Here is a 17,835-nt window from a genome sequence, read left to right on the forward strand (position 1 = left end):
ACTTTCGGCCGCAGCCGGCTCAGGCCTGCTGCTGTCCGTAATGCGACTCGACGTAGCGTTCGACCAGTTCCTGGAACTCCTCGGCGATGCGCTCGCCCTTCAGGGTCACGGTTTTGACGCCGTCTTCGAAGACCGGGGCCACCGGCTGTTCGCCGGTACCGGGCAGGGAGATGCCGATGTTGGCGTTCTTGCTTTCGCCGGGACCGTTGACCACACAGCCCATGACGGCGACGTGCATGTCTTCCACGCCCTGGTATTTCTTCTTCCATACCGGCATCTGATGGCGCAGATGGCTCTGGATCTGCTGGGCCAGCTTCTGGAAATAATCGCTGGTGGTCCGCCCGCAACCGGGACAGGAGATGACCATGGGCGTAAACGAGCGTATGCCCAGCGTTTGCAGGATTTCCTGGGCGACGATGACTTCCAGGCTGCGGTCCGCGCCCGGTTCCGGCGTGAGGGAAATCCGGATGGTGTCGCCTATGCCCTGATTCAGGAGCACCGACAAGGCTGCGGTCGACGCCACGATGCCCTTGGAACCCATGCCGGCTTCCGTCAGGCCCAGGTGCAGGGCGAAATCGGTACGGGCGGACATGGATTCGTAAACGGAGATCAGCTCCTGCACGCCGCTCATCTTGCACGAGAGCACGATGCGGTCTTTCGGCAGGCCCAGTTCCACGGCCTTGTCGGCGCTTTCCAGCGCGGAGGTGATAACCGCCTCGCGCATCACTTCCGGCAGCGGTCTCGGCTCGGCCAGTTGCGCGTTTTCGTCCAGGAGACGCGCAAGCACGGACTGGTCCAGGCTGCCCCAGTTGACACCGATGCGAACCGGCTTCTGGTAGCGTATAGCGAACTCGATCATTTGGGCGAACTGCGGATCGCGCTTGGAACCGCGCCCGACGTTGCCCGGGTTGATGCGGTACTTGGCCAGGGCCTGGGCGCAATCCGGATATTTATCCAGCAGCTTGTGGCCATTAAAATGGAAGTCGCCGATGAGCGGAACGTTGCAGTCCTTCTTGTCCAGCGCCTCGCGGATCCGCGGCACGGCCTCGGCGGCTTCCTCGCGGTCCACCGTGAGGCGCACCAGTTCGGAGCCGGCCCGGGCCAGTTCATAAACCTGCTTGACCGTGCTTTCGACATCGGCGGTATCGGTGTTGGTCATGGACTGGACGACGACAGGCGCACCGCCGCCGATCTGGACATGGCCAACCTTGACGCCGACCGTGTTTCTACGCTTCATGATATTGAGACCTCTGGACGAGTGGATTAAAACGGAAGCATTTTATCAGTGCGGGTCCGATGGCTTAAAGCCGATCGCCCGGTTTTACGAATTTGTCCCCGCACCGGCTGCGGGTTGACCCTCAATCATCGGTACTCAAACCCGCATGGATAAATGGAAAGTCTTCTCGCGTGACGACGGCAGCGTGCGCATCCAATATTTCTCCGATGTGCACCTGGAATTCGGCGGGCTGGAAGTCGAACAAACCGACGCCGACGTCATCATCGCGGCCGGCGACATCGGGCTGGGCCTGCAGGGTCTGGAATGGCTGAAAACGCTGGGGCGGCCGGTGATTTACGTGGCCGGCAATCACGAGTTTTACAGCCACGAATATTACTCCACGGTGGAAGCCCTGCGTCGCGCCAGTAGCGGCAGCAAGGTACGTTATCTGGAGCGTGAGAGCATGATACTGGGCGAGGTACGCTTCCTGGGCTGCACCTTGTGGACCGAATTGGGCGGGGAAGAAAACGATAGATTGGAAGAACTGCTGACCTCGGTCAACGATTTCCGCAAGATCCGTTATCAGCAAGGCGTGCTCAACTTCGCGCAGTACGCGATGCTGCACCGCGAATCGCGGCGCTGGTTGGTCAATGAGCTGGAACAGCCTTTCGACGGCAAGACGGTTGTGGTGACCCACCATGCCCCCACGCCCTGGAGCTGGCACGACAACCCCAACAACATCAAACGTTACGCCTATTGCAACGACCTCAAGGAGCTATTCCACACCTACGAGATCTCCGCCTGGTTCCACGGCCACACGCATGTGGTGTCCGATTACCGTTGCGCGGGCGCGAGGATCTTGTGCAACCCGCGCGGTTATTATCCATCCGCCCTGGTTTCCGAATTCACCACCAGTCGGGTGGTCGATATCTGACACTCCTTTGGACCTCGCCGAGACGTCAAGCTGGCGCCGCGCAAGCTTATTAAGGCGGGCTTGGGCCCACGAGGAGCGCGGCCCGAAGGCCGCCCCCTTGCGGTCATGGCGGCGAACCGCCGATGCACTCAGTGCGGCAAACGGGTAACCTCGTCTGCCTTGGGGAAGTCGGAGCCCACGCTCACGATGAAACTGGTGACTTCCTCGATGTTCAGCGCCGACTTGACCACCTTGGACTCGTGCATCACCACCGTAAATCCCGAGGTCGGATTCGGCGAAGTCGGCACGAAAAGCACATACCACTCACCCTTGCGGTTGGTGACGTAAGCCGGCACCCAAATATCGTTCTTCGGATATTCGATATAGACCACTTCACGCTTGTTGCCCTCGCCTCCACCGCTGAACATGGCGATCACTTTCTTGGACACCCGGTAAATCGTGTTGATCAGCGGGATTTTTTCGACCAGCAGATCGGCGGTGGAAATGATGATGGAACGGCGCCGCTGCACCAGGGAATAACCGATGTAGGACAATGCGACCACGATGACCGCGAACAGGATGCTGGTGAAGAGATAGCTGTCCACGTAGCCGTAGACGCTGAAAAAAGTGCCCGCGATCAGGTCCTTGAGCAACAGAACCACCTCGATCACGATCACGATGGGCAGAATGGCGAGTACGCCGATTAAAAAATATTCGGAAAGCTGCTTGATATGCTGAAGCATGGGATATTCCTTGCGAGCCTGTTAACGGTTGTCGAGTTGCAACTGATTCTGATCGTCGAGGGATCGCTGGGACTCGACCGGCGGATGCTCCCTGTCTCTGGGCTTCAGCGTGAGTTTAGCGATTCCCGTCCATGACCCCATGAAAAGCAGCATGGCGATCATGGTCACCGTCAGGCGGTCCGGCCTTTTCATCCAAAACAGTATCCACTTGGGCTTGATCATGCCGACGATGAAAATCAGACCTGCGAGCGCGACGACGCCCCTGAGTATGTACAACAACATAAGATCCTCTTAGTTCTTTATCTAAGTGAGAAAGCGCCCCTGCCCGCTCGGTGCTATGCAAGAGTCGGCCAAATGCACGCATTACCGAATCGAAGCAGTGGGAACAGGCGAATGATAATCCGGTTGACGTGGCCTGGACACTGCCCCCGTCCGCCGACGGACGAAGGGCTCGTCCCGTACCGGCGCTCTTGACGTAGCAAGCGCGATCATTAAAGTGGCTGGGAAGCGCGCAAAACACCCAAAAGCTCCGGAAGTTCCGGCTAACCGGCAATCGGACGACCGTTCGCCTCCCTCGCCCTCGTTGAACCAATTTGCGGGTCGAACGGTCTAGTAGCAGCTAAACCCAACGGTAAACACCACCACCCCCACCGCAAGCGCGATAACCTGAACCTGATCACTACGTGGAGCAATGCATGAATAGGAAACTCATTTGGCTGGCACTCGCATTTGCGGCCGCCGTCCAGGCCAACGCGCCCGGAACCGAACACCCGCCCTACCCGGTCCTGAAACCCTTGCAGCAGCAGACGCTTGCGGCGCACCTGACGGCCGAATTGATAGGCGAACATCACTACAAACCGGTGGCGCTCAACGATGCCTTGTCGGAAAAAATATTCGACGCCTATTTGAAATCGCTCGATCCCGAAAGAATGCTGTTCATTCGGGCCGACGTCGACGGCTGGCAGGAGGCCCGCACCAAACTGGACGACGCGGTGCTCACGGACAATCTGGACCTCCCGTTCGCCATTTTCAATCTGTATGCCCAACGGGCGGTCGAGCGCTACACCTATGCCCGCAGTCTGCTCAAGACCGGCTTCGAATTCCAGCAAAATGACAACTACCAGTTTCTGCGGGAAAAAGAGCCCTGGGCCAAGTCCGAAGACGAAATCCGCGATTTGTGGCGCAAGCGCGTCAAGAGCGACTGGCTGCAACTCAAGCTGGCGGGAAAGGACGACAAGAACATCGTCGAAGTCCTGGACAAGCGCTATGAAAACTTCCTCAAACGCATAGGCAAGCTGAAGAGCGACGATGCCTTCCAGATCTTCATGAATGCCTACACCATGTCGGTCGACCCGCACACCAACTACCTGGGCCCCAGGACCAAGGAAGATTTCGGCATCTCGATGAAGCTCTCCCTGGTCGGCATCGGCGCCGTGCTCGAAGAAAAGGACGATTACGCCACCATCAAGGAACTCATGCCCGGCAGCCCCGCGGCCCTGTCGGAAAAACTGAAAGCGGGCGATCGTATCGCCGGGGTCGCACAAGGCGAGAAAGGCGCCTTGACCGACGTCGTGGGCTGGCGTCTCGACGACACCGTCGCCCTCATACGCGGCGAAGCGGATTCCGTCGTGGTCCTCGATATCGTCCCCGCCGGCGCGAACCCGGACTCCGAACACAAGCTCGTGACGCTGGTGCGCAAAAAAATCCGACTGGAGGATCAGGCCGCCAAGAAAACGGTATTGTCCCTGGCCGACAAGGGCGTCCCCTACCGCATCGGCGTGATCACCCTGCCGACTTTTTATGAAGACTTCCAGGCCCGGCAAAACAAGGAGCCCGACTATAAGAGCGCAACGCGGGACGTGTCGCGCCTGCTGGAAGAATTGAAGGCCGAAAAAGTCGACGCCGTGCTGGTGGATCTCCGCAACAACGGCGGAGGCTCGTTGACCGAAGCGGTGGAACTGACGGGGCTGTTCGTCGGCGCCGGGCCCGTGGTTCAGCAGCGCGATGCCAGCGGGAAAGTCAACGTCGCGAAAGGCGTGGCGCCGGGTGCCGTGTGGGATGGCCCGCTCGGCGTCCTGATCAATCGCGGTTCGGCCTCGGCCTCGGAGATATTCGCCGCCGCGATCCAAGACTACCGGCGCGGACTGGTGATCGGCGAAACCAGTTTCGGCAAAGGCACGGTGCAGACCGTCGTCAACCTGAACAACGTCGCCCGCACCGAATCCCCCCAGCTCGGCGACCTGAAGCTGACCGTGGCCCAGTTCTTCCGCGTCAACGGCGGCACCACCCAACTGCGCGGCGTGACCCCGGACATCAATTTGCCCGCCACCTCGGATGCCGAGCATTTCGGCGAGTCCGCCTACGACAACGGCCTGCCCTGGATGCGTATCAAGGCCACCGACTATCGTACCTCCGCCGGCTGGGACACCCTCCTGCCCTTGCTCCAGCAGCGCCATAACCAGCGCGTCGCCAAGGACAAGGATTACCAGTATCTGCTCGAAGACATCGCCGAGTTCGATCGGCAACGTAAAAAAAACCTGATATCCCTCAACGAGAGTGAGCGGCGCAAGGAACGTGAAGCGCAGGAAGCCAAGCTGAAATCGCGCGAAAGCGCCACGCCGGACAAGTCTGCGCCTAAATCCGACACCGATATCGCCAAGGCCGACCCGGACGGGAACAAGGACGGCGACGACGAGCTGAAAAAGCAGGAGAAAAAGGCCAAGGACACCTTGTTGCGCGAGGCGGCCTACATCCTGGGCGACCAGGTTGCCCTCACCACGGAGCGCCCCGGTTTCGCCTCTCGGGCGCCGAGTAATTCCGCCCGTGAGCCCAAGAACCAGGCGCTGCAGTAAAACCGCTCATCCCCAGCCCTTACCCGCGCGGTGCGCCCTGGCGCCGCGCGAGGTGAGTGGACGTTCACCCCGTAGCCCATTCAATCCGCGATTCTCCGGTTCCACCTCGCAAGCATCCACTTGCGCCCCTCCTCCAGCACCAACAAGCCCACGGCGCAGGGCAGCATGAACAGCCAAACTTCCGGCGCGATCGGCGCGGTACCGAAGAGCACGTGTCCCCACGGCGTATAGACGATAAACCCGATCAGGGCGATTTCCAGGGCTACCCCCCACAGGATCAGACGGTTGGCGAACAGACGGGCGCCGAACACGCTGCGCTCCGGCGATTTGCAGACAAACACGTTCACGATCTGCATGAGGATGATGGCACTCAGACAGGCCGCGGTCGCCTGCAGATAAAGCGGGTCGCGGCTTCCCAGCCGTTCGCCCCAATCCCAGCCGCCCGCCTGCAAAACGAAGGCATAAGCCGCCATGGCGGCGGCGGCTTCGAGCAGTCCCAGAAAAAGATAGGCTCGCAGCAGCAAGGGTACGGTGAGCAGCCTTTCCTTGCGGGCGCGGGGCGGCCTTTGCATGATGCCGGGAGCCGGCGGATCGGCGCCCAGCCCCAAGGCCGGCAGCATGTCCGTGCCCAGATCCACCGCCAGTATCTGAATTATGGTCAAGGGCAAGGGTATCTTGAACAGCGCGAAAGCCAGATAGGGCACCACTTCCGGGATGTTGGACGTGAGGATGTAGCTCAGGAACTTGCGGATGTTGTCGTAAACCGCCCGGCCTTCTTCGATGGCGGCGACGATGCTGGCGAAATTGTCGTCCAGCAGGATCATGTCGGCGGCCTCCTTGGCCACGTCGGTGCCGGTAACCCCCATGGCGATGCCGATGTCTGCCATTTTCAAGGCCGGTGCGTCGTTGACCCCATCGCCGGTCACTGCCACGACTTGTTTCTTCTTTTTCAGCGCACTGACGATGCGCATTTTCTGGTCCGCGCCGACCCTGGCGAATATGATGTCGGGCGCGTCCAGCGCCAGACGCAACTGGATTTCGGACAGCTTGCGCAACTGTTCGCCGGTAATGACCACGGGTTTCTCCGCCTGGATCTGGCCGATCTGCCGGCCTATGGCCAGGGCGGTGTGCGGATGATCGCCGGTCACCATGATGACCTTGATGCCCGCTTCCCGGCATTTTGCTATGGCATCCTTGACTTCGGGCCGGGGCGGGTCTTCCAGTCCCACCAGACCGCAGAGTATCAGCTCCCGTTCCACCTGCGCCGCCTCATGCCCCTCCTCCAATTCCCGCCAGGCAAACGCCAGCACGCGCAAACCGTCGCGCGCCATGTCTTCCAGCGCATGCGTGTAAGCCTTGCGAACTTCGGGCGTCAGGGGCGTTACATCAACGCCCGTTTGCACCCGGCTGCACAAGGGCAACAGCATTTCCAACGCACCCTTGCAATAAAGCACCGGACCGCCGGGCGTCTGGTGGACCGTGGAAAGGCGCTTGCGGTCGGTGTCGAAAGGCACTTCGTTGATCTTGGGATAGGAAATGTTCTCTCCCAGACAGGCCTTCGCCATGCTTACCAGGGCCACTTCCATCGGGTCGCCCAATAGCCGCGCTTTGCCGGCCGCCACGGTCTCTTTCAGATTGTGGCAAAGCAAGGCATCCTCGAAAAAACGGCGGTAGACCCGCGCCAGTTCGCGCTGCCGTTTGACCGCGATCGGGGTCAGGATTTGGCCATCCAGATAAAGCGAACTCGCCACCATGCGGTTCTCGGTCAGCGTGCCGGTCTTGTCGGTGCAGATCACGGTCGCCGATCCCAATGCCTCCACCGACGGCAGATGACGGATCAGCGCATTGCGCTTCGCCATGCGCTGGGTCGCCATGGCCAGGGACAGCGTGACCGTGGGCAACAAGCCTTCCGGGACGTTGGCCACGATGATGCCGATGGCGAAAATGAAGTTCTCCCAGAACGACAAGCCCATGCCCTGGCCTATCAGGAAAAACACCAGGCCCAGCGAGAGCGCCAGCAGCGCGACGATACGGCTAAGGCGGACGATCTCCTGCTGTAGCGGCGAAGTCGCCGCGCGGGCCGTTTGCGTCAGATGGGCGATCTTGCCGAATTCGGTATGCATGCCGGTGGCGAACACCACCGCCCGGCCGTCGCCGGAAACGATGGAGGTTCCCGCCAACAGGGTATTGCGGCCGTGCAGCAGATCTTCCTCCGCGCAAGGCTGAGCGTCCCTCGCCTTGGGCAAGGACTCGCCGGTGACGGTGGCGTTGTTGACCCGCAGGGAGAAGGCTTCGAGCAAGCGGCAGTCCGCCGGGACGTTATCGCCCTCCTGCAGCAGGATCACATCGCCGGGCGTCAGATCCGCCGCGAGGATCAAGCCGATCTTGCCGTCCCGCAGCGCCTTGACATACTGCGGCAGGAGCTTGCGCAAGGCGGCGATGGCCCGTTCGGCGCGGAACTGCTGCCAGAAGGAAAACAAGCCGTTGATGACGATGACGCCGAGGATGGCGTAGCCCAGCGTGTCCATGCCGCCGCCCGGTTGCCGCGATTCGGCGAAAAATGCCAAACCCGCCGCCAGCCATAGTATCAGCGCGAAGAAATGGATGAATTCCCGGATGAAGACCCATCCCAGGGGCTCGCCCTTCACCGTGTCGATCTGGTTCGGACCGTACTCGTGCAGGCGTCGGCGGGCTTCGCTTTGCGACAAACCATCGGCGCCGCTGTTCAGGCTGTCGAGCGCTTCGTCGGGCGTGAGTTGATGGATCTTCATCGGCGACGCTCCCCTGGAAGACGATCCGAGCGATGGGTGGATTTTCACCCTCCGCCGCCGGTTTGCCTAGGCGAGACTCTGCCGTATTCGGCCTACTGAGTAAGCTTGGGCTCGGGTCCTGGGGGGGCTTCGCGGAAAAACGCCTCCACCTTGGCCAACAGCCGGGTGCGTCGCATGGGCGGAAGGCTGTTCAAAAACACCTTGCCGTAGGGCTTGCCGACCAGGCGTGGGTCGCACAGCATCAGCACCCCGCGGTCCTCGCTGGAGCGTATCAGCCGGCCGACGCCTTGTTTCAGCGCGATGACTGCCGTCGGCAACTGGTAAGCACCGAAAGGGCTCAGGCCTTTGCGCTTGAGGGTTTCCAGGCGCGCGCCCAGCACCGGATCGCCGGGCGAGGCGAAAGGCAGTTTGTCGATGATGACGCAGGAGAGCGCCTCCCCCTGCACGTCGACGCCTTCCCAAAAGCTGGAAGTGCCCAGCAATACGCCGTTGCCGGCTTGGCGAAAGGCCTCCAGCAGAGCCGCCTTGGGCTGGCTGCCCTGCACGAAAAGCGGAAAATCGACCTGCGCGGGTAGCAGGCCCGCCGCGGTTTGCAAGGCCTGATGGCTGGTGAACAACATGAAAGCCCGGCCGCGGCTGGCCCTGAGCACCGGCACGGCAGCGCGCACCACCGCCGGCGTGTAGTCCGGAGCCGACGGCTCGGGCAGGTCGGTGGGCAGGTAGAACAGGCTTTGGTTGGGGTAATCGAAAGGACTTTCCCAGCGGCCGGTGGCGGCTTCGCTCAGACCTAGGGAGGCGATGAAATGGTCGAACTTGCCGGAGACGCTGAGGGTGGCCGAAGTGAATATCCAGGTCGCCGGGCTGCTGCGATGGAACTTGGCAAATTCGCCGGCGATTTCCAGTGGCGTGCGGTTGAGGTTGAATCCGCGCTTGACGGTTTCGAACCAGCGCACGGCATCCTGGCTCTCGCCGTCGAGAAACTCGGCCAGTTCCACCTCCAGTTCCTCGCCCCGCTTCCAGCAGGACTCCAACCCCTTCCCCCGCACGGAAGCGACTTTCAAGCCTTCGGTGAGGGTACTCAAGCGCTCGCGCATCAGACCGAGAGCCTCCCGGACCGTGTCCTGGTCTTCCACCGTGCGCCAGGCGTCGCGCCGGACATCCACGCCCAGGCTCAGGCGGAAATCGGCGACCGCGTGCTCCAATTTTTCGGCGGCCGTGGCCAGCTCGGGCTGATCGCGGGCGTCCTTGAGCTGCTCCATGACGCTGTCGTGGGCCAGTTCGTTGAGACGCCGCGAAGTGATGCTCACCCCCAGGAATTGCGCCGCCGTTTCGGCGAACTGATGGGCCTCGTCGACCACCACCACATCCGGCTCGGGCAGCAGCTCGCCGAATCCGTCGTTCTTGACCGCCCAGTCGGCCCACAGCAGGTGATGGTTGACGACGACGATCTCCGCCTCCATGGCCTTGCGGCGGGCCTTGACCAGCAGGCATTCGGCAAAATCGGGACATTCCTGCCCCAGGCAGTTGTCGACCGTGGAAGTGACCGCATGCCACAAGGGCGAAGATTCGGGCACATCGACCACCTCGGCGATGTCGCCCGTCTGCGTGGTTCTGGCCCAGCGGCGTATGCTTTCGACGGCGGCCGTTTCCGCCCGCTGATGGCCGGCGCGGAAGGCGAGCACGTTCTTCAGACGATAGAGGCAGAGATAATTGCCGCGGCCTTTCAGCAAGGCGGCGCGCAAGGGCACGGCCAGGGCCTGGCGGATGCGCGGCAAATCCCTGAGAAAAAGCTGGTCCTGCAGATTCTTGGTGCCGGTGGAAACGACCACGCGGCGTCCGGATGAAATGGCCGGCGCCAGATAGGCGAAGGTCTTGCCGGTCCCGGTGCCGGCTTCCGCAATCAGGCTTTGCTTGTCGGCGATGGCCCGGGCGACCGCCTCGGCCATTTCGACCTGCGCCCCGCGCGGCCGATAACCGGGAATGGCGCGCGCCAGCAGCCCATCCGGGCCGAACACGCGTTGCGCGTCGAACATCTATTGCCCGGCCGCTTTCGCTTCCGCATCGGCGGCGCCCTGGACATCGCCCTTCGAGCGACGGGCTTCCGCGATCAAGGTCCAGTTCTTCTGGGTCAGTGCCCGGTCGCCCTTGGCCAGCACGTTGGATTTTTTGGCCAGATCCTCGGCGATGCCGGGCTGACCCTGTTGCAGCCGGACGGCCGCGAGTTGCTGCCACAACTGGGCATTGCGGGGCTGTATGCGGATGGCCCGCTCCAGCGTGGCGGCGGCGTTGTCGAGCTGGCCGGCGCTGCGGCTGCTTTCGGCTTCCTGCATCAGGGCGGCGACCGCAGGCGGCGAGGCCTTGACGGGGGCATCGACACGCGGTTTGCTCGGCGCCGCCGGCCTGGCAGGAGACGGAGCCACCGGGGCCGGAATGGGTTTGGGTTCGGCGGCGGGCGGCGGTGTCTGGATTTCCGTACCGCGATAAGCCACAGGGGCACAAGCCGAGAGTAGGCTGGGCAAGAGAAACAATAACAGGGCGCGACGCGGAGTGGTGATCACGGTATCGAAGCTGTAGGGGTTGGATGGAGAAACGGAAAAGCCGCAGGGCTAAGCCTGCGGCCTCGGTGAAGCCAGAATACAGAACATCGGCACCGCCTTCCAGTTCCAGCCCGCCGCCCGCACCCTCAGGTAAGCGGGTCGCCGCTTTGCGCGACCTGCAGGCGCAGGTACACCCTCAGTCGGCGGAAGTCCTCGGACGGCAGGCTGTCGCGGACGATCAGCCAAGCGCGGCGGCCGGCTCCGGTTTGCAGGTGCAGAACCACGAACCAGGGCGTCACGACGCTGGACGACAACACCTGCACCGCAAGCCAGGCGCCGGAATTCAGTCCCAGCCGCCAGCCGCGGTCGGCCTCGTAAAGCAATCCCGAACACGCAGGCTCCTGCAGGTGGCGCCAGGACGAGTATCTCAGGTGGCCGAATATGGCGCCGGCTAGCAGGCTTTTTCCCCACCAGGGCAGTGACGAAACCAGGGCGGCGAGCACAGCCAGCGCGTGGGCGGCGTAAAGCATCCATTTGAGCGCGCCGGAAGGCCCGGGCTCAAGATGCAAGCTGCGCGCGGATCTTGTCGGCAAGCGCGTTCAGGGCAGCGGTGGGGTGCACGGAAGTACCCGACAGCAGCGCGGCCAGCTCGGGATCCGGGAGCGCCAGCAGCGACTCGAAAGCCGCTTGTTCAGGAACGGGCGCCTGATCGTAGGCCTGTTCGAGATAAGTCGCCAGCAACAGATCGAGTTCGCGGGTGCCGCGCCGGCAGCGCCAGCCCAGCCGCGCGCGCGTCCCGTTCATAGCTGCCGCTCGATCAGCAGCTTCTTGATCTCGGCGATCGCCTTGGCCGGATTGAGGCCCTTGGGGCAGGTATCGGTACAGTTCATGATGGAATGGCAGCGATACAGCTTGAACGGATCTTCCAGGGCGTCGAGGCGCTCGCCGGCGCTTTCGTCCCGACTGTCGGCGATCCAACGGTAAGCCTGCAACAGGGTTGCGGGCCCCAGGTAGCGGTCGCCATTCCACCAGTAGCTCGGACAAGCCGTCGAGCAGCAGGCGCACAGGATGCATTCGTACAACCCGTCCAGTCGCTCGCGCTCCGCCTTGCCCTGCGGCCGCTCGCGGTCGGCCGGGGGTGGCGTCTGAGCCTCCAGCCAGGGCCGCACCGACGCGTATTGGGCGTAAAAATGCGTCATGTCCGACACGAGGTCCTTGATGACGGGCAGATGCGGCAAGGGATAAATCTTCACGGTCGTGCCGCAGTCAGACAGCGCCTGCGTGCAAGCCAGGGTGTTGCGCCCGTCGATGTTCATGGCGCACGAGCCGCAAACCCCCTCGCGGCAGGAGCGTCGGAAGCTCAGGCTGGGGTCGACTTCGTTCTTGATGGCGATGAGCGCGTCCAGCACCATGGAACCGGCGCGTGCCGTATCGATATCGAAAACGTCCAGCCGGGGATGGCCGCCGTTTTCCGGATCGTAACGGTAGATCTCGAAGCGCCGCAGCACTTGGCCGCCGGCCGGCGCGGACCAGTGCTTTCCCGGGTGGACCTTGGAGATATCCGGTCGTTTGAACAAGCCCATCTAACGCAACCTCGCCTCAATAAACCCGCGGTTTGGGCGGAATGACCTCGACGTCGTCGTCGAGCGTGTAAAGATGCACCGGCCGGTAATCGATGGCGACGCCTCCCTGCCCTTCCAGCCGCACCAGGCTGTGTTTGAGCCACTCGCGGTCGTCGCGTTCGGGAAAATCCTCGCGCGCATGGGCGCCGCGGCTTTCCTCCCGGTTGCGCGCGGCGGCCAGCGTCACCAGCGCCTGCTGCAACAGATTTTCCAGTTCCAGCGCCTCCACCAGATCGGTGTTCCAGATCAGCGAGCGGTCGACCAAAGACACGTCGGCAAAATCGTCCAGGACGGCGCGCAACTCTGCCTCACCCTCCGCCAACACCTCGCCGGTGCGGAAGACACTGGCGTGACGCTGCATGCAACGCTGCATCCGCAGGCGTATTTCCGCGGTCTTGCGTGTACCGCGGGCGTGACGCAGCTTGTCGAAACGGGACAGCGCGGCATCGCAGGCATAACCTTGCAAGGGTTTGTGAGGCTGGCGCGGCCGGATCAATTCGGCGCAACGGATCGCGGCGGCGCGGCCGAACACCACCAGGTCGAGCAGCGAATTGGAACCCAGCCGGTTGGCGCCGTGCACCGATACGCAGGCCGCTTCGCCTATGGCCATCAGGCCGGGCACGACGGCTTCCGGATCGCCGTTCCGCGGACTGACCACTTCGCCCCGGTAGTTGGTCGGTATGCCACCCATGTTGTAATGCACGGTCGGCAGCACCGGTATGGGCTCTCGGGTCACGTCCACGCCGGCAAAAATGCGGGCACTCTCGGCGATACCGGGCAGGCGCTCGCGGACGACGGCGGGGTCGAGATGCTCCAGGTGCAGATGCACATGGTCCTTGTGCGGCCCCACGCCACGGCCTTCCCGCACTTCCAGGGTAATGGCCCGACTCACCACGTCGCGCGAGGCCAGATCTCCGGCATGCGGGGCGTAGCGGCGCATGAAGCGCTCGCCCTCCGAATTGCTGAGATAGCCCCCCTCGCCTCTTACTCCTTCAGTGATCAGACAACCTGCGCCATAGATGCCGGTCGGATGAAATTGCACGAACTCCATGTCCTGCAAGGGCAAGCCGGCGCGCAAAACCATGGCGTTGCCGTCGCCCGTGCAGGTGTGCGCGGAAGTGCAGGACAAGTAGGCGCGGCCGTAGCCCCCCGTAGCGAGCAGAGTCGTATGGGCGCGGAACAGGTGCAGGCTGCCGTCGTCCAGGCGCCAGGCCAGCACGCCCCGGCAGACCCCGTCCTCCATGAGGAGGTCCAGGGCGACGAATTCGATGAAAAATTCCGCCCCGTGTTTCAGGGACTGCTGATACAGCGTGTGCAGGATGGCGTGGCCGGTGTGGTCCGCCGCGGCGCAGGTGCGCAGGGCGACGCCCTCGCCGAAATGGGTGGTCATGCCGCCGAAGGGGCGCTGGTAGATCTTGCCGTCGGGGGTGCGGGAAAACGGCACGCCGTAATGTTCCAGCTCGATGACGGCCGGGATGGCCTCCCGGCACATATATTCGATCGCATCCTGATCGCCCAGCCAGTCCGAGCCTTTCACCGTGTCGTACATGTGCCAGCGCCAGTCGTCCTCGCCCATGTTGCCGAGCGCGGCGCTGATGCCTCCCTGGGCGGCCACGGTATGGCTGCGGGTGGGGAAAACCTTGGTGATGCAGGCGGTCGTCAGGCCGCGCGAGGCCAAGCCCAACGTGGCGCGCAGGCCGGCGCCTCCGGCCCCGACCACGATGGCGTCGTAATCATGCTGGATGATCGGGTAGCCGTTTGCCATGCTCAACCCGCGAAGGCGATGCGCAAGATAGCGTAGCCCGCCACCAGAGCGGCGAATCCCAGGGCCAGCTTGACGGCGAGCAGGCCGAGTATTTTGGCCACCGGCGCGTGGAGGTAATCTTCGACGATCACCTGCAAGCCCAGCATGGCGTGGTAAAAGCCCAGTCCGGCCACGGCCAGCAGTAAAACCGTGTTCCAGGGCTGCGCCACCCAGGCCAACAGTTCCGCATGGCTGGCCTGCGGGAGCGCGGCGACCGAGAGCGCCAGCCAGGCGCTTACGGGAATCAGGGCCAAAGCGGTGACTCGCTGGCGCCACCAGTGTTGCCGACCGCTGCGAGCCGACCCGAAACCGCGCGCGCGCGAAAGAGGCGTATAAAAATTCATGGCGAGTTCAGACGAAACGGGCAAGGGCGAGCAGGACGGTCAAGATGAGCGAGGCCGCCACTTCGTACCAGGCATGTCGACCGAGGGTGGCGCGGTCGAAGCCCCGGCCGCTGTCCCAGATCAGGTGGCGCAGCCCATGGCATAGGTGGAAGCACAGGGCGTATAGCCATCCCCAAAGCAGCGCTCGCCCCGGCAGCGAGCCCAGGAAATCCCGTAGCGGCGCATAGTGTTCGGCACCTTGGGCGGCCGCCATAAGCAGGCCGGCGAGAAAGATCAGGCCGACGCTCAGCAAGACCCCGGTGATGCGATGGAAAATCGACGCCAATGCCGTCAAAGGGAGTCGATAGATCTGCAAATGGGGTGACAGGGGACGTTCGTTCATCGGGAAACCGGGGGACTCAAATTCTGCACAGACTCGCAAATCAACCCCGCGGGCCGCTCGATCGCTCGAGAAAGCCACTCCGGGGATTCGAATTCCGGCCGTTCGACCCGCATCAACCGAGCAGCGCATCGAAGGCTCCGCTGATTTCCGAGACACCGGGCAACGCGGCCGCCAACTCGTCGACGTCGGCCGCCAGCCGACTCGTCAGCTCGACCGGCAGGCCGGCTTTGAGGTCGTCCTTATCCACGTTCGCCAGCTGCAGGGTCGCAATCAGATCGGCCAGATAAAACACGCCGGCGAGAGGAACGAACTCGGCCTGTTCCAGCGGCCGCGGATACACCTGGAACGCCTGGGTGATTTCGGGCGGGAAATTCCAGCGCCGGGCCAGTTCGGCACCGACATCGGCATGGTTGTAACCCAGCGCCTTCTCTTCCGCAATCACGCGCCCGGTTCCGGCGGCAACCTCCTTCTCGATGCCGTCCGCCACTCCCGGCAACTCCTGGCGTATCAGCAGGATGCCGATATGCAGCATCAAACCGCCGGTATAGGCAAAGTCCTCCCGCAGACCCAGGCGCCTGGCCAGCCAGCCGGCATAGCCCGCGGTGGCGGCACAGTGCTTCCAATACGCTTTCAGATCGAAACCGGGAGGGGCCTTGACGGCACCGGCCAAGCCGCTGGCGATCACCAGGGTGCGCACGGCGTTGAACCCCATCAGCAGCATGGCATCGCCGAGCGAGGCTATGCGGCGCGAGACGCCGAAACGCGCCGAATTGGCCGCTCTCAGGACGCGGGCGGAAATCACCTGATCGAGGGCGATCTTGGCGGCGATCTTCCTGGTGTCTACATCGACATCGTTGAAACTCAGGATAAGCTCGCGAACGACCTGGGGTATGGCCGGCAGTTTTTCACACTGTTCGAACAAGGCGTCGATGTTTTTCATGCAAGACCCCAAAGTGTCGGTCGAGGGTCGACACGCCACCGACTATCCAGCGCTTCGAACCCTCGGCGAGGCGTCCGATTTCCTTTTAAAACGAAGCTGGAGTATACCATCATGGCGGCCGCCCCAGGCAGGCCGGAAATCCGAGGGCTCTCCCGTCACCCGCGCGACGGGGTGTTGCGGACGCCGCTTAGGCCACCGGCGGGGACTTGCGCTCGCTCTTGTCGCGATACATATGCACGTCGGCCTCACGGATCAAGTCGACGGCGGACACGCCGTCCTCGGGATAGATCGCGACCCCGACGCTGACGCCGATGATGGGCAAGGCCTTGGCTTCGCCGCCATGCTTCATGAAGGCCTTCTTGATCTTCTGCGCCACTTGTTCCGCTTTTCCCCGTCCGTCGATGTTCTGTAGCAGGATGACGAATTCGTCTCCGCCCAAACGCGCCACGGTATCGATTTCCCGCACGCAACGCTGAAAAATGCCGGCCGCTCTCCGCAACACCCGATCCCCCGTCTGGTGGCCGTAATAATCGTTGATGCCCTTGAATCCGTCGAGATCGAGGAACAGAACCGCGAGCAAGGTACCCTGTCTGTGGGCGACGGCCAGGGCCTGCTCCAGGCGGTTCTTGAACAGTTGACGGTTCGGCAGGCCGGTGAGGTTATCGAAGTTGGCCAGCACGAATAGCTTGTCGCTTTCCTCTAGGCGCTTCATCTCGTGACGATGATGAGCGCGGGCATATTCGACCAGTACGAGGAGCGCCGCCGCTCCGCCCACGGCGATCAGGCCCACCATCGGGAGCTGGATGATATCCCAGTCCAACTGCTTCTCGATGACCAAGCGGAACGGTTGCTCGGGTCCGTCGACCGGGTGCTGCGCGCGCAGACGGGGAAGAAACCGGCGCGCGAGAGGGCCGGGCTCGATGCTCACGGGCTGGGAAATCAGCTTGTTTTCCGCCGTGCCGCCGGGACCTTCATAAATGACCTGCAGGCCCAGGCGCCCGTCCGCAGCGAGTTCGGCCGGCATCATGTCCTTGGCCCTGCAAATCACGACGGCGAAAATCTGCCTATCGTTGCGGCGTACGGACTGCATCAGGAGATAGGCCATCTCGCCGTCGAACACACGCAAGGGGGCGCTCGCGACGGCAGTCTCCGTGACCATTGCCCGATGGAGCACGTCGCGCGTGGCGTCCATGGATTCGAAATCGAATCCGAGCACATGCCGGTTCTCCGGGGTCAAGGGCTCCATGAAGGTCAGCAAGTAATACGCGGCCTGCGCCGGAGCCGGCACCAGGCGGCCTGCTTCGACGCGCTGGGGGGTAAACCCGGTGATACCCCGCACGGCCAGCGACCGGCTCATTTCGAGCAGACGCTCGGCCGTGGCCTGCTGCACGATTTCCAGCATATAGAGGTGGGACTGTGTCCGTAGAACCTCACGGGCGTACTGGGACTGCGCCTGAAAATCGTCGGGGTCGACGATTTTCAGCATGGCGGCAAAGCCCTGCAGGGCGATCTGGTTGCGGCTCGCCATCGCCTCGAAACGGCTCTGGGTCAGGTTGGCCTGCTCCGAGAAGCGCTGCTCCGCCCGGCGAATATCCAACGAAACCGAGACCACCATCAGCATTCCCGTCAGCGTGAGAAAGCTGCCTCCCAATACCAGATAGACTCGCAAATTCCGTAGACCGACTTCTCTTTTCACGTCCATCCTCAAGAC

The 17,835-nt window shown here is 62.8% G+C and carries 16 protein-coding genes; 2 read left to right on the forward strand and 14 right to left on the reverse strand.

The annotated features are described in order from the left end of the window. Positions 1-19 precede the first annotated feature (19 nt). Positions 20-1,237, reverse strand: coding sequence for a flavodoxin-dependent (E)-4-hydroxy-3-methylbut-2-enyl-diphosphate synthase (gene ispG, locus JWZ97_RS09845; RefSeq protein ID WP_205428407.1), 1,218 nt, complete (start codon positions 1,235-1,237; stop codon positions 20-22). A gap of 145 nt (positions 1,238-1,382) precedes the next feature. On the opposite strand from ispG, the gene JWZ97_RS09850 reads away from it, so the two are divergent. Continuing rightward, positions 1,383-2,150 carry a metallophosphoesterase gene (locus JWZ97_RS09850; RefSeq protein WP_240342304.1) on the forward strand — a complete coding sequence of 256 codons (768 nt, stop codon included), beginning with the start codon at positions 1,383-1,385 and terminating at the stop codon, positions 2,148-2,150. Between the two features lie 128 nt (positions 2,151-2,278). Here JWZ97_RS09850 and JWZ97_RS09855 read toward each other — a convergent pair whose 3' ends face one another. Together JWZ97_RS09855 and JWZ97_RS09860 are read right to left on the reverse strand one after the other, a co-directional pair. Then, entirely contained in the window at positions 2,279-2,872 is a 594-nt protein-coding gene (locus tag JWZ97_RS09855; RefSeq protein WP_205428409.1) for a DUF502 domain-containing protein, read from the reverse strand. Between the two features lie 21 nt (positions 2,873-2,893). After that, positions 2,894-3,154: a hypothetical protein gene (locus tag JWZ97_RS09860; protein ID WP_205428411.1), complete on the reverse strand. Its 261-nt coding sequence runs from the start codon at positions 3,152-3,154 to the stop codon at positions 2,894-2,896. A 413-nt stretch (positions 3,155-3,567) separates the two neighbouring features. Here JWZ97_RS09860 and JWZ97_RS09865 point away from each other — a divergent pair, with 413 nt between their 5' ends. Then, complete coding sequence (locus JWZ97_RS09865) at positions 3,568-5,724, forward strand: carboxy terminal-processing peptidase (protein WP_205428413.1); 2,157 nt, start codon at positions 3,568-3,570, stop codon at positions 5,722-5,724. An 80-nt stretch (positions 5,725-5,804) separates the two neighbouring features. Here the strand turns inward: JWZ97_RS09865 and JWZ97_RS09870 are convergent, their stop codons facing one another. The 11 genes from JWZ97_RS09870 to JWZ97_RS09920 all read right to left on the reverse strand — a co-directional run bounded on the left by JWZ97_RS09870 (position 5,805) and on the right by JWZ97_RS09920 (position 17,820). Further along, complete coding sequence (locus tag JWZ97_RS09870) at positions 5,805-8,495, reverse strand: cation-transporting P-type ATPase (protein WP_205428415.1); 2,691 nt, start codon at positions 8,493-8,495, stop codon at positions 5,805-5,807. Between the two features lie 92 nt (positions 8,496-8,587). Then, entirely contained in the window at positions 8,588-10,528 is a 1,941-nt protein-coding gene (locus tag JWZ97_RS09875) for an ATP-dependent DNA helicase (protein WP_205428417.1), read from the reverse strand. Further along, a complete protein-coding gene (locus tag JWZ97_RS09880) occupies positions 10,529-11,053 on the reverse strand; it encodes a tetratricopeptide repeat protein (protein WP_205428419.1) in 525 nt (174 codons plus the stop codon). It lies immediately after the preceding gene. 125 nt (positions 11,054-11,178) lie between these two features. Then, entirely contained in the window at positions 11,179-11,601 is a 423-nt protein-coding gene (locus tag JWZ97_RS09885) for a protein YgfX (protein WP_205428421.1), read from the reverse strand. Further along, positions 11,591-11,836, reverse strand: coding sequence for a succinate dehydrogenase assembly factor 2 (locus JWZ97_RS09890; RefSeq protein ID WP_205428423.1), 246 nt, complete (start codon positions 11,834-11,836; stop codon positions 11,591-11,593). The genes JWZ97_RS09885 and JWZ97_RS09890 overlap by 11 nt, the downstream gene beginning before the upstream one ends. Next, positions 11,833-12,615 (reverse strand): succinate dehydrogenase iron-sulfur subunit, encoded by a 783-nt coding sequence (locus tag JWZ97_RS09895; protein ID WP_205428425.1) that lies wholly within the window; start codon positions 12,613-12,615, stop codon positions 11,833-11,835. The genes JWZ97_RS09890 and JWZ97_RS09895 overlap by 4 nt, the downstream gene beginning before the upstream one ends. A gap of 16 nt (positions 12,616-12,631) precedes the next feature. Beyond that, positions 12,632-14,419 carry a succinate dehydrogenase flavoprotein subunit gene (gene sdhA, locus JWZ97_RS09900; protein ID WP_205428427.1) on the reverse strand — a complete coding sequence of 596 codons (1,788 nt, stop codon included), beginning with the start codon at positions 14,417-14,419 and terminating at the stop codon, positions 12,632-12,634. Between the two features lie 2 nt (positions 14,420-14,421). Then, positions 14,422-14,802 carry a succinate dehydrogenase, hydrophobic membrane anchor protein gene (gene sdhD / locus JWZ97_RS09905; protein WP_205428429.1) on the reverse strand — a complete coding sequence of 127 codons (381 nt, stop codon included), beginning with the start codon at positions 14,800-14,802 and terminating at the stop codon, positions 14,422-14,424. A 7-nt stretch (positions 14,803-14,809) separates the two neighbouring features. Then, positions 14,810-15,184 carry a succinate dehydrogenase, cytochrome b556 subunit gene (gene sdhC, locus JWZ97_RS09910; RefSeq protein WP_205428431.1) on the reverse strand — a complete coding sequence of 125 codons (375 nt, stop codon included), beginning with the start codon at positions 15,182-15,184 and terminating at the stop codon, positions 14,810-14,812. Positions 15,185-15,296: 112 nt separating this feature from the next. Beyond that, positions 15,297-16,124: an HDOD domain-containing protein gene (locus JWZ97_RS09915; RefSeq protein WP_205428433.1), complete on the reverse strand. Its 828-nt coding sequence runs from the start codon at positions 16,122-16,124 to the stop codon at positions 15,297-15,299. 187 nt (positions 16,125-16,311) lie between these two features. Beyond that, positions 16,312-17,820: a sensor domain-containing diguanylate cyclase gene (locus tag JWZ97_RS09920; protein ID WP_205428435.1), complete on the reverse strand. Its 1,509-nt coding sequence runs from the start codon at positions 17,818-17,820 to the stop codon at positions 16,312-16,314. Positions 17,821-17,835 lie beyond the last annotated feature (15 nt).

The sequence above is a fragment of the Methylococcus sp. EFPC2 genome, assembly GCF_016925495.1.
GTDB lineage: Bacteria > Pseudomonadota > Gammaproteobacteria > Methylococcales > Methylococcaceae > EFPC2.

What these genes read in the sequence shown, in the direction of transcription:
- JWZ97_RS09860 (WP_205428411.1), bottom strand. Translation starts at nt 3,154, where the DNA reads ATGTTGTTGTACATACTCAGGGGCGTCGTCGCGCTCGCAGGTCTGATT.
- sdhA (WP_205428427.1), bottom strand. Translation starts at nt 14,419, where the DNA reads ATGGCAAACGGCTACCCGATCATCCAGCATGATTACGACGCCATCGTG.
- ispG (WP_205428407.1), bottom strand. Translation starts at nt 1,237, where the DNA reads ATGAAGCGTAGAAACACGGTCGGCGTCAAGGTTGGCCATGTCCAGATC.
- sdhD (WP_205428429.1), bottom strand. Translation starts at nt 14,802, where the DNA reads ATGAATTTTTATACGCCTCTTTCGCGCGCGCGCGGTTTCGGGTCGGCT.
- sdhC (WP_205428431.1), bottom strand. Translation starts at nt 15,184, where the DNA reads ATGAACGAACGTCCCCTGTCACCCCATTTGCAGATCTATCGACTCCCT.
- JWZ97_RS09890 (WP_205428423.1), bottom strand. Translation starts at nt 11,836, where the DNA reads ATGAACGGGACGCGCGCGCGGCTGGGCTGGCGCTGCCGGCGCGGCACC.
- JWZ97_RS09855 (WP_205428409.1), bottom strand. Translation starts at nt 2,872, where the DNA reads ATGCTTCAGCATATCAAGCAGCTTTCCGAATATTTTTTAATCGGCGTA.
- JWZ97_RS09865 (WP_205428413.1), top strand. Translation starts at nt 3,568, where the DNA reads ATGAATAGGAAACTCATTTGGCTGGCACTCGCATTTGCGGCCGCCGTC.
- JWZ97_RS09895 (WP_205428425.1), bottom strand. Translation starts at nt 12,615, where the DNA reads ATGGGCTTGTTCAAACGACCGGATATCTCCAAGGTCCACCCGGGAAAG.
- JWZ97_RS09870 (WP_205428415.1), bottom strand. Translation starts at nt 8,495, where the DNA reads ATGAAGATCCATCAACTCACGCCCGACGAAGCGCTCGACAGCCTGAAC.
- JWZ97_RS09875 (WP_205428417.1), bottom strand. Translation starts at nt 10,528, where the DNA reads ATGTTCGACGCGCAACGCGTGTTCGGCCCGGATGGGCTGCTGGCGCGC.
- JWZ97_RS09915 (WP_205428433.1), bottom strand. Translation starts at nt 16,124, where the DNA reads ATGAAAAACATCGACGCCTTGTTCGAACAGTGTGAAAAACTGCCGGCC.
- JWZ97_RS09850 (WP_240342304.1), top strand. Translation starts at nt 1,383, where the DNA reads ATGGATAAATGGAAAGTCTTCTCGCGTGACGACGGCAGCGTGCGCATC.